This is a genomic window from Coleofasciculus sp. C1-SOL-03, assembly GCF_040220555.1.
In the GTDB taxonomy this organism is placed as follows: Bacteria; Cyanobacteriota; Cyanobacteriia; order Cyanobacteriales; family Coleofasciculaceae; genus Coleofasciculus.
Genome location: NZ_JAVJUO010000231.1, coordinates 1 through 9,888 on the forward strand (window position 1 = coordinate 1; position 9,888 = coordinate 9,888).

Below are 9,888 nucleotides of genomic sequence, written 5' to 3' on the forward strand. Positions count from 1 at the left end.
CGTCATGGGGGAATATATGCAACCCCAGGGACATCTACAAATGGTGGTGAATCTGGCAGACTATGGCATGAATCCCCAAGCGGCACTAGATGCCCCACGATGGCAGTTTATCGCCGGAAATCAGGTACTTTTAGAGCCAACGGTATCATCTGAGGTGGCTTTGGCACTCGCCCAACGGGGACATCATATTGAAATGAGTACCGATGGGAAACGATTTGGCAAGGGTCAGATTATTTTACAGCAAGGAGGCGTTTTCGTGGCGGCGTCTGAACCCCGTGGGGATGGGTTGGCATTGGCGCTGTAGGGGCGGGTTTAGGCACTCAATGTTGAATCCTACCGATAACATCTGTAGCAAAACCCGCCCTGACTCACCCCAAATCCAAGGAATACAACACGCTTATCGTCAACCCCTGGCAATATTACTTTACATTTCTTCGTATAAATACATGGCTTGGCGCAAAACTAATTCGTTCGCTGAGGGCAAGAAATTAGCCGAAATTGCACGAAATATTAAGGGTTTGGGCAATTACAACCCTATTTAAGTCAATAAAGTCCTCCAATCTAGAATATTATACCCTAAATCGAATAATCGCTGGAACCCTCGTAATTTCGTCAATATATTGGGAAAATGCCTCGAAAATGGAAGTTTATGAACTTGTGTTACAACGCCACTATATTTTAAATAATTGAACATTTTTTAGATAAATCATAGGTTTAATTTATCATTTACTGACGTATGCACGATATGGGGCTTGCTGCATTAATGTGGAAGGTGGACAAGACTTGAGTGTCATACCAAATCCGCTTTTGTTACCCCCCTAAAGGTCTGCCTTATCCCCACCTATCAACTTATGCAGCCACCCCTTGATAGAATTGTCATTCATTTGTCATAACCTTGTCACACCCCCTTTCTAAAGTAGAGAATGAAGCAAGTTCCCTCTAGTTATGCACCGTTCCAATAATTCGATGATTCTCCTCAATGAGCAAGATATAGAAATTGATGATATTACCAGCAAGCGCTGGGAACGAGATATCTATAACCGTTTTAAAGAAGCCAGGGAACGCTTTCCAGAATTTTTTCCCTGCTTTGAACTTAGAAACTATCGGGTCAACAGCCTCTATTATTCAATTCACTTTCAGCCATTGACCCAGTACGCTGAACGATTAACTCGCCACCATCCTGATTTTCCACATACTGAAACATTTAAACCCATTGAAATGCTGTGGGATGAAGGCGGTAAAAGTGAATTAGACCGCTTGTTTGCACGCTTTCCCACCCAGCGATCGCTAAAACAGACCAAACCGCACTGGGTCAATCGTTTTTGGACTAGCCAGATTCGTGAATTCTTCAAGACGCCGATGATCTCAAACCGTTAAGTCGAATGCCACTGACTTAAGGTTGGTGGGCAATGCCCACCCTACGGTATATCAAAGGTTTCGGTGATTCCCTAATGCTTATTTCAGTGCCATTCCCGTTAAGTCCCCCGATCAGATGCTATCTCCTCCAGGGAATAATCCGCCAAGGGTTTGTCTCGGCTATATAATCCCTTCTGTCTGTGATATTGAATAATCGACTCTCCGGAAAACCAATCCAGGGCAGTACGCACCCAAAACCATCCCGGATCAGGGGAGGTTTCTAAGCATACGGGTATCTGTTCACCTGTTCTATGAGCAACTAAGTGATGAGTGGGTTTAAACATACCCTTTTCGGGTGTTCGGGTGGCTGAGGCTTTCTTCTTCTTCGGCGCACAGTTGAGACAGTATTTCGGTGGTTTACCCGGATAACATTCGCGAGTCGTCGCCTGATGGCACTTGGCACAGATGAATGTGACTGGGCGAGTATGGATGGTTCTCGCGTGGGCGCGAACAATAAAGGTTTTGGACGGCATTGGTTTAAAGAACAGGGAACAAAAAGATTTCGCGTTGCATTTAGACGCGCTATATAACAGAATTGATAAGAGTTGGATTGTCGTGATATTTGTAATCGGGCGATCGCGTTTTGCTGGAACTATACCCGATCAATTGAGTCCGGGTCAGTTGCGCTTGATACTGATTGGTTGAAGCCGCAACCTAACCCGACTCTCGTGAGTGATAACTCTCTTAATCAGGTAAAGTATACTGTCCCACAATTCGCTTGGCAAACTCTGGCACATGCGCCGCTAATTTCTCTGGGTGATGGCGCTTCACATAGAGATAATTGCGGGTAAAGTGGGAGTCAATCGAGAAACGAGCATATTCTAATCCTTTCGGACCAATCTTCTCAATCACCACCCCCATTAATTTGGCTGCCCACATCGGTAAGGTAACGCCTTTATCATACGCCGGAATACTCTGTTGCACCGCTTGATGTCGGTCACCCTTAGACGTAACTGATTGAGTTTCTAGCTGATTTTGCACCAGATCCAGCATTTCCTGTCCCCGGTCATTTCGCACCACAATCCATTGCCAACCAAAGGGGGCGCCCATGTAGCCGACAACTAAATCGGCTAGAGAGTTGACATAATCAAAACAACTCATACAGGATGGGGCAAATACATCCTTAAGTTCTTTGGTATTTAATCCGAAGAAGGGGACTTTCTCAATTGAACCATCTTCATGTTTGAAGTGAACTTGAAAGTCCTGCATAAACTCATAATGCACGACGGTATCGGGAGATTTGCTGGTGGTTTCCAGGAATTTCTGCAAGCCAGCGCGGGTAACATTATCCACACAGGGCGTCCCCAGAACGTAGAGTTTTTCTAACCCCAGTTCTTTTTCCACCGCCCGTAATGCCTGAATTTGACAGCCGACGCCAATCACTAATAGGCGTTTCATCCCCGACTGTTCGATTTGTTCCAAGACTGACAGGTTAGGAGACAGGGTGGGCTTATTCACCCGGGCGGCGAGAATCTCGTCTGGCGTTCGGGCGATAATCGGCATCGGTTGAAAACGGTCTTCTTTGGTATTCTGCACACAGACAACGCCTTCAACTTTACCACTGGTGAGCATTTCAATGGCAATGGTGCTAACAATTCCAGTCCACTGCGCCCCTTCAATCGGTTGAAGTTTCCGCGCCGCCATCATATTTTGGTTGACGCCGAAATACCAATCATCGGGATTATCCAGATTCCGGCTACGTCCATGGGTTTGGGTTTCTAATTCGGGAATCTGTTGGTTAAGAAAAGCACAAGCTTCCTTGACATAATGAATATAGTATGTATCACACAGACCACATTCGCTACAGAGTTCCTTGGCAGGGCGGATAGTCCCTGGTTTCAAGGCTTTGGCTTTTTTGTGTTTGGCGGAGTTGGGAGTAGTCGCAGTCATTGAAAAAGGATTTTCTCTTAACGGGAGTTCTTCTCTCAAGATATCTTAGTTCGTCGTTGGGGATAAGAGCCTAATACGAATGCCACTGACTGGTATGCTGCACGCTACTGGACTGACACAGCTAAAATTGTGGAATAGATTTGACGTTTAAACTGGGCGCACGCCATGCGCCCCTACAATTCTAATCCACCAATTAAGGTGTGCCACGCCACTACGGTGTATTAAAGGTTTCGGCGATTCTAAAATGCTTATTTCAGTGCCATTAAACCTAATACCGAGTTGCGCTCAACGGTAATACAATGAATTTATCAATCATTCTAGATATAAACTCAAAGAGGTTCTATGGCTTCTCTGACAGCTCTAACCCGCAAAGACTTGGAGAAATTACAAGCAGAACATCCTGAGTATCGCATGGAGTTAGTTGACGGGAAAATCGTAGTTATGAGTCCATCGGGTTATGAGTCAGATGAAGTCGTCGCCGAATTTGTCCGGGTTTTAGGTAATTGGGTCAGACCTCAAAAGCTTGGTCGGGTGACAGCTTCTAGTGCAGGTTTTGACCTACCCAATGCTAATGTCAGAGCGCCTGATGTTTCTTTTGTTTTAGCTGAACGGTTACCCAGAAGTCCTCGTTCGTTTGCGGAACTGGCTCCTGATTTAATGGTTGAGGTAAAGTCACCAACAGATACCTTAAAATCGTTGAGAGATAAGATTCAATTTTTTCTGGAGCAAGGAACAAAAGTTGGTATTTTGATGAATCCGCCACAGCGTCGGGTCGAAATTTATCGTCCTGCGTCCGAGGTCGAGATTTTAGGTGATGGTGATGTACTAACGATTCCTGATTTACTTCCTGGTTTTGAGGTCGCTATTGTTGATTTGTGGTCACCAGAATTTTAAGGTGAATGCCACTGACTTTAGAGTTTGTAGTAAGCGCTGTCTTCGCTTCTGGCACGCTTCGTGCCTACTACGAACCCAGCTTAAGTCAGTGACATTCATTTTAAGGTAATGTCCACAGAAAGGGTAGGAGCGCAGGAGCGATCGCGCCATCGGCTAATTGTCAGATTCCTCAAGGGGTGGCAAATTAGCTAAAAAGTAGACAGGGTGTGGGGTATAGCGAAATTCAGGAGGTTGACCCTGAGGGAAGTCAAAGGGTCAATCTATAACTCTAGCATCAACTGCCACCACCGCCGCCACCGCCGCCGCCGCCACCAGCACCGCCGCCGCCACCAGAACTACCGCCGACACCACCGCCGACACCACCGCCGTCACCGCCACCGTCACCGCCATTACCGTCGCCATTACCGCCGTCACTATCAACGAAGGCAAAGATTGCCAAGACCACAACTGCTACAATGACAAAAATTAGTATACCGTTCATAAAAATCCTTGATGACAACACCCTGGCGAGATTGAGAATCTGTCTTTATTGATTGGCAGATTCTTCTTTCTCTTGCTCTTCTTCTTGCTGTTTATTTTCCTCCTCTTTGTCTTCCTCAGACTGTTCTGCCTGAGTCTGTTCCTCCTCTTCTTCCGACTCTTGTTCAGTTCGTTCTTCTTCTTGCTCTTGTTCCGGTTTATACGCCTGTGTCGCTTCTTGCGCCACCCGTAATATTGCCTCTAAATCCTCATCCCTTAACGCTTCACCCGATACAATGCGATCGCACACCTCGGATAATTCCTCTGTCACCGCTTCTCTGACGGCTGTTTCGGCGTCTCTAACCCGGTCAAGGGGTAATTCATCAAAAACCCCCTGATTCACCGCCACAAGTGCAGCAATTTGCTCAGGAACCGATAATGGTTGGGATTCCTTTTGCTTGAGGATCTGCCGCACCCGACGCCCTCGTTCTAGGGTGTGACGAGTGTCTTCGTCAAGCTGGGTGCTAAATCGGGCAAATACTTCCACTTCTTGGAATTGAGAATAAGACAGGCGTAAATCCCCCGCCACTTCTTGATACGCCGATAACTGGGTTTTGCCGCCAACCCGCGACACCGATTTACCCACCTCCACTGCGGGTAAAACAGTTTGCTGGAATAAATCCGGAGACACGTAAATCTGACCGTCGGTAATTGAGATTAAATTAGTAGGAATATAGGCAGAAATATTCTGGGCTTGGGTTTCCACGATCGGTAATGCGGTTAGGGAACCGCCTCCCAACTCTTCGCTGAGGTGGGTTGACCGTTCCAACATCCGGGAATGAATATAAAAAATATCACCGGGATAGGCTTCTCGACCTGGTGGACGCCGCAGGAGTAGGGACAGTTCACGATATGCCCAAGCATGGCGGGTCATATCATCAATTACCACTAACGCATCCTGTCCGCGATCGCGAAAATATTCGCCAATGGACATCGCTGAGTATGGGGTAATGTAGCGCAACCCTGGAGCATCTTCCCCGGTAGCAACAACAACCAGGGAATAATCCATCGCCTCTCGTTCACGCAACTGGGCAATTACTTTAGCCACGGCGGAGGTACGTTGACCCACAGCGCAGTAAATGCAGATGACATCTTTCCCTTTTTGATTAATAATCGTATCCACCGCGATCGCGGTTTTCCCGGTTTGGCGATCGCCAACAATCAATTCCCGTTGACCGCGACCAATGGGAACTAAGGCATCCACAACTTTCAGACCCGTCTGTAATGGCACTTTCACCGGGGCGCGGTCTAAAATAGCGGGGGCTTCCTGTTCAATGGGCAGACGTTCAGTGGTTTGAATCGCCCCCTGATTATCCAACGGACGACCCGTGGCGTCCATCACCCGACCAATCAGCGCCTCGCCGACTGGCACATCCAAAATCCGTCCCGTGCGCTGTACGCGATCGCCGGCTTCAATATGTTCGCTTTCCCCTAGTAAAATAACCCCTACTTCATCCGGGTCTAAATTAAACGCAATTCCCAACAACCCACCGGGAAAGCGAATCAGTTCATCAGCCTTTACCGTGGGTAAACCACTCACCGTTGCAATGCCACGGGATACCGATTTAACCACTCCTACCTCCCGCAGTTGGAGTTCAGGTTGATAGGTTTCTAATCCCTGGTCTAACTGGGTAAATGTGTCATCTAGAACCGTTTGTAGTGACATTGACTTTCCGTTCATGAAAAAGGCAGATGGTAGATGGCAGGAGGAAAGAGGCAAAAGAGAATTGCTGTCGCCGCCGTAGTGCGAGAGTCTTGCTTGCTAGGGAGTAAGCTGTTTGGCATTTAAACCTTAATGTCAAGAAGTGCAAAATCCTGGTAGTGCGAGCATCTTGCTCGCTACCCATTCCCAAATTTAAATGCGTGACAGCTTAGGGGTTTTTACCCAAAATTCTAGGGAATATCCAATACCTCGACAGCATCAGCCACGATAACAGGCTGTCCGACGTACTCAGCTTCTATCGTCCGCAGAATATCCCCTTCCCAGGTTAGGTCATAATCCCGCTCAAACTCAGCCACGACGAGTTCGCGAACTTCCCCAGTAACTCGGACATTCTGCTCTTCAAGAATTGGCTCTGTTGCTGCGGTGTTGATCACCAACACTTTGTCACCAAAGATCTCACCGGTTTCTTCTATGACAAATGTGTTAATTCCATAATCTTCTTCAACTTCACCCGTAACGGTTACCATCTCACCGATCAGTTCTTCAGTATCTTCAACAACATCTTCAACGTCTGTATCATCCGTTTCCGTCAAGGTTGTGTCTACTTCCGTTTCCGGAACGGTGGCTTCGGGTTCGGGGGTGCAAGCGCCTAGGAGTAGGGACAAGGTGATTAAGGTAAACGCGCCTCCTTTCTTTACTCCTACCCAGCTATTGCATTCTTTTTTAGGCAAACTATTCAGCATTCAATCATATCTCCTTGTGTGGTTTTGGGTAAATTGCCGACTTGTCAACTATAATCCTGCGACTAGAAAATAGTTCGGCTAATTTACCTCAACTTTTTAGTCCTCGGCACTTAGCTTAAAAAATGAGGCGTCAAAATTTATCTGCCTCAAGGATGATTTATCTCATTTCATCTTTTATACTCCTTCAGACCTAAAAGCTTCCGTTTATCCTGTTCGTCTTGTTTTCCGTTTGGCTTTCCTTGTTCGTCTTCTGCTTTTCCTTTTGCTTCAGCCTCCGGCTCTCGCTTATTCGGGAATTCTTTAGATAACTGTTCCTCTAGGCTTTCTAGATAGTCAGCTAAACTCCAAGCAATCTGATGATTTTTGCTCCGCATTTCTACGCCACAGATTAAATCTGATGAGGTGGAAAATCTTATCTCATTGCCATTGACAATATTTTCCTGGCGGAGAGTATCCCGTAACTTTTGCTGTGTCTCTTCTGGCATATCAAAGGCGCTGTTGATAACCACATCCTCCTCCGATTCCTGCACTGATTTCCTGAAGGTTTCTCGTTCCTCCTCATCCAGGTGTTTTAAGCGTTCGATGAAAACCGATATCGCCCGTTCTTCTAACTCAGCATTTGCCAAATCCTGTAATGCACGACGGCTAATTTTATGGGTTTGCTCTTGTACCCGTTGTCGCAGGTTTTCCAGAAATGAGTCTTGTTGGCGTTCGATGGATTCGTGCCATTCTGCCTGCTTTCGATCAACCTCTTGACGTGCCTGTTTAATTAATGTTTCCTGTTCAGCTTTTGCCTTTTCTTTGGCTTCATTCAACAATTCCTCTCGCCGTTGTTCTAAGTCTTGTTGTTTTTGGCGATAGGATTCCGCCTCGGCTTGGGCTTCCTCTTGTTTCTGTTGCGCTTCTTTCCACTGACGTTCAATCCGCTTGCGGCGCTCACCCATGGTTTTAGTTATGGGCTTATACAAAAAGCGCCACAGTAGAAAAACGAGGATAATGAAGTTAATAATTTGGGCAATAAATGTAAACCAATCAATCACTGGCTTATCCTCCTCCCTGATTTAAAAAGTGATTCCAAAACGGATTCGCAAAAATGAGAATAATCGACACAATGAAGGCATAAATCGCCGTCGATTCAATAAATGCCATGCCCACAAATAAGGTGCGGGTAATCGTATTTGCTTTATCCGGCTGTTGCGCGATCGCACGTAGGGCATTCGCCAACCCCAATCCTTCCCCAATCGCGGGTCCAATTGCCCCTAATCCGATGGAAAGGGCGGCACCAAGAATCGAGGCGATGCCAATAAGACCAAGATTATCCATATTAGGTTGCTCCTTCTTCTGATTGCTGTTGCTGTTGTCGTTTTTGTTGACTCTTACGCTGGGCGCGAATCCCTGACGCGATATAGACCAGGGTTAAAATGGCAAAAACATACGCCTGAATTACCCCAATTCCGATTCCATACGCTCTGACGGGAATAGGTAGAAATAGGGGGATAAGTGATAAAACAATTGCCACCAATAAACTCGTACTCATCACATTCCCAAACAAGCGAATGGCTAAGGATAGCGTCCGGGTAATTTCGCTGAGAATATTGAACGGTAAAACAACGGGCGTCGGCTCAATAAAATGTTTCAGGTAACTGCCAAACCCAGAATGCTTAATCCCGTAATACGGTACAGCAAAAAAGACACACAAGGCAAAAGCGCCTGTGGTGGATAGAGACGCGGCGGGGGATTCGTAACCGGGAATGATGGTGAGAATATTGGCAAGGGCAAAGAACAGAAAGATTGTCCCCACAAACGGTAGAAATTCACTCGGTTCTCGATTTGTGGCTTGGCGAATCTCACTGTTAATCATTTCGACAATAATTTCTAAGCGATTTTGCCAATTCGACATTTCTTCGGGTTCAACTTTCAAATTGCGCGTCACCAGCCAAGATCCCACGACCAAAATTGCCATGACGAGCCAGGTATAAACCAGGGTAGCGTTCAGTTTAAACCACTGCCACTGCCAAAAAATAATAGTATCTGGGGTAACATTCATTAGTCTCCTTCTCTCAGTTTAAAATTAACCGTTGGTTGTAGTAGTGCGAGCGTCTCGCTCGCGTTTTTCGGGGACTTTGCCTATCCACAAACTCAATCATAAATTAATGAGTTTGATGACTAGCGGGTTGTTCTAAATGCCAGGGTTTTGGTTCAAAACGACGCACCAACAATGTGCGGGCGACGATTAAACCCAATACGCCAACCAGCGCTCGTTCCCAATGTCCGTTGATGATGATATAAAAGCCGAGTAAGGCAATTACCATACGACCTAAATAACTACCCACAAATAAGCGAATCGGATAACGGGTGGTTGGCAATTGCCGCACGGTGAGCCAAAGGCTACCAAAGTAGAAAATTCCCAGAGCAAAGCCAGCGGGAAAGGCGAGAATTAAATGCAATACATTGTTCATGGTGATGCTCCGATAAAAACGTTTTGATGACTGTAGGGGCGGGTTTTACTATTAACTTTTTTTGTCTGGTATTATGTGACTAAACCCGCCCTTTTAGATCCCCCTTCCGTCCCCCTTTAGATCCCCCTTCCGTCCCCCTTTAGATCCCCCTTCCGTCCCCCTTCAAAAGGGGGAGACCAGATGTTGCTTCGCTTTTTGTTTCATGGGGGAGACCAGATGTTGCTTCGCTTTTTGTTTCATGGGGGAGACCAGATGTTGCTTCGCTTTTTGTTTCATGGGGGAGACCAGATGTTGCTTCGCTTTT

At 46.5% G+C, this 9,888-nt stretch carries 12 protein-coding genes; 3 read left to right on the forward strand and 9 right to left on the reverse strand.

The window, feature by feature from the left end:
* Both RIE73_RS35165 and RIE73_RS35170 read left to right on the forward strand, forming a co-directional pair.
* Nucleotides 1-304, forward strand: a 304-nt coding sequence (locus RIE73_RS35165) for a gamma-glutamyltransferase (RefSeq protein ID WP_446405578.1), incomplete at its 5' end; no start/stop codon positions are given.
* Between the two features lie 641 nt (nt 305-945).
* Nucleotides 946-1,377: a hypothetical protein gene (locus RIE73_RS35170; protein ID WP_446405579.1), complete on the forward strand. Its 432-nt coding sequence runs from the start codon at nt 946-948 to the stop codon at nt 1,375-1,377.
* 98 nt (nt 1,378-1,475) lie between these two features.
* Here RIE73_RS35170 and RIE73_RS35175 read toward each other — a convergent pair whose 3' ends face one another.
* Nucleotides 1,476-1,889: a hypothetical protein gene (locus tag RIE73_RS35175; protein ID WP_446405580.1), complete on the reverse strand. Its 414-nt coding sequence runs from the start codon at nt 1,887-1,889 to the stop codon at nt 1,476-1,478.
* A gap of 211 nt (nt 1,890-2,100) precedes the next feature.
* On the reverse strand, nt 2,101-3,306 hold the full coding sequence (locus tag RIE73_RS35180) for a Coenzyme F420 hydrogenase/dehydrogenase, beta subunit C-terminal domain (protein WP_446405581.1): 1,206 nt from the start codon (nt 3,304-3,306) through the stop codon (nt 2,101-2,103).
* Between the two features lie 342 nt (nt 3,307-3,648).
* Between RIE73_RS35180 and RIE73_RS35185 the strand changes: the two genes are divergently transcribed.
* Nucleotides 3,649-4,200 (forward strand): Uma2 family endonuclease, encoded by a 552-nt coding sequence (locus RIE73_RS35185; protein ID WP_446405582.1) that lies wholly within the window; start codon nt 3,649-3,651, stop codon nt 4,198-4,200.
* Nucleotides 4,201-4,455: 255 nt separating this feature from the next.
* On the opposite strand, the gene RIE73_RS35190 is transcribed toward RIE73_RS35185, so the two are convergent.
* The 7 genes from RIE73_RS35190 to RIE73_RS35220 all read right to left on the reverse strand — a co-directional run bounded on the left by RIE73_RS35190 (nt 4,456) and on the right by RIE73_RS35220 (nt 9,584).
* Nucleotides 4,456-4,629 (reverse strand): hypothetical protein, encoded by a 174-nt coding sequence (locus RIE73_RS35190; RefSeq protein WP_446405583.1) that lies wholly within the window; start codon nt 4,627-4,629, stop codon nt 4,456-4,458.
* Between the two features lie 97 nt (nt 4,630-4,726).
* On the reverse strand, nt 4,727-6,385 hold the full coding sequence (locus RIE73_RS35195) for an alternate F1F0 ATPase, F1 subunit alpha (RefSeq protein ID WP_446405584.1): 1,659 nt from the start codon (nt 6,383-6,385) through the stop codon (nt 4,727-4,729).
* 227 nt (nt 6,386-6,612) lie between these two features.
* Complete coding sequence (locus tag RIE73_RS35200) at nt 6,613-7,125, reverse strand: hypothetical protein (protein ID WP_446405585.1); 513 nt, start codon at nt 7,123-7,125, stop codon at nt 6,613-6,615.
* Between the two features lie 167 nt (nt 7,126-7,292).
* The gene (locus RIE73_RS35205) at nt 7,293-8,165 is read right to left on the reverse strand and encodes a F0F1 ATP synthase subunit delta (protein ID WP_446405586.1); all 873 of its coding nucleotides are present in this window, start codon (nt 8,163-8,165) and stop codon (nt 7,293-7,295) included.
* Nucleotides 8,166-8,169: 4 nt separating this feature from the next.
* A complete protein-coding gene (locus RIE73_RS35210; protein ID WP_446390342.1) occupies nt 8,170-8,448 on the reverse strand; it encodes a F0F1 ATP synthase subunit C in 279 nt (92 codons plus the stop codon).
* 1 nt (nt 8,449) lies between these two features.
* Nucleotides 8,450-9,172, reverse strand: a complete 723-nt coding sequence (locus RIE73_RS35215; RefSeq protein ID WP_446405587.1) for a F0F1 ATP synthase subunit A — start codon at nt 9,170-9,172, stop codon at nt 8,450-8,452.
* Between the two features lie 103 nt (nt 9,173-9,275).
* Nucleotides 9,276-9,584 carry an N-ATPase subunit AtpR gene (locus RIE73_RS35220; protein ID WP_446405588.1) on the reverse strand — a complete coding sequence of 103 codons (309 nt, stop codon included), beginning with the start codon at nt 9,582-9,584 and terminating at the stop codon, nt 9,276-9,278.
* Nucleotides 9,585-9,888 lie beyond the last annotated feature (304 nt).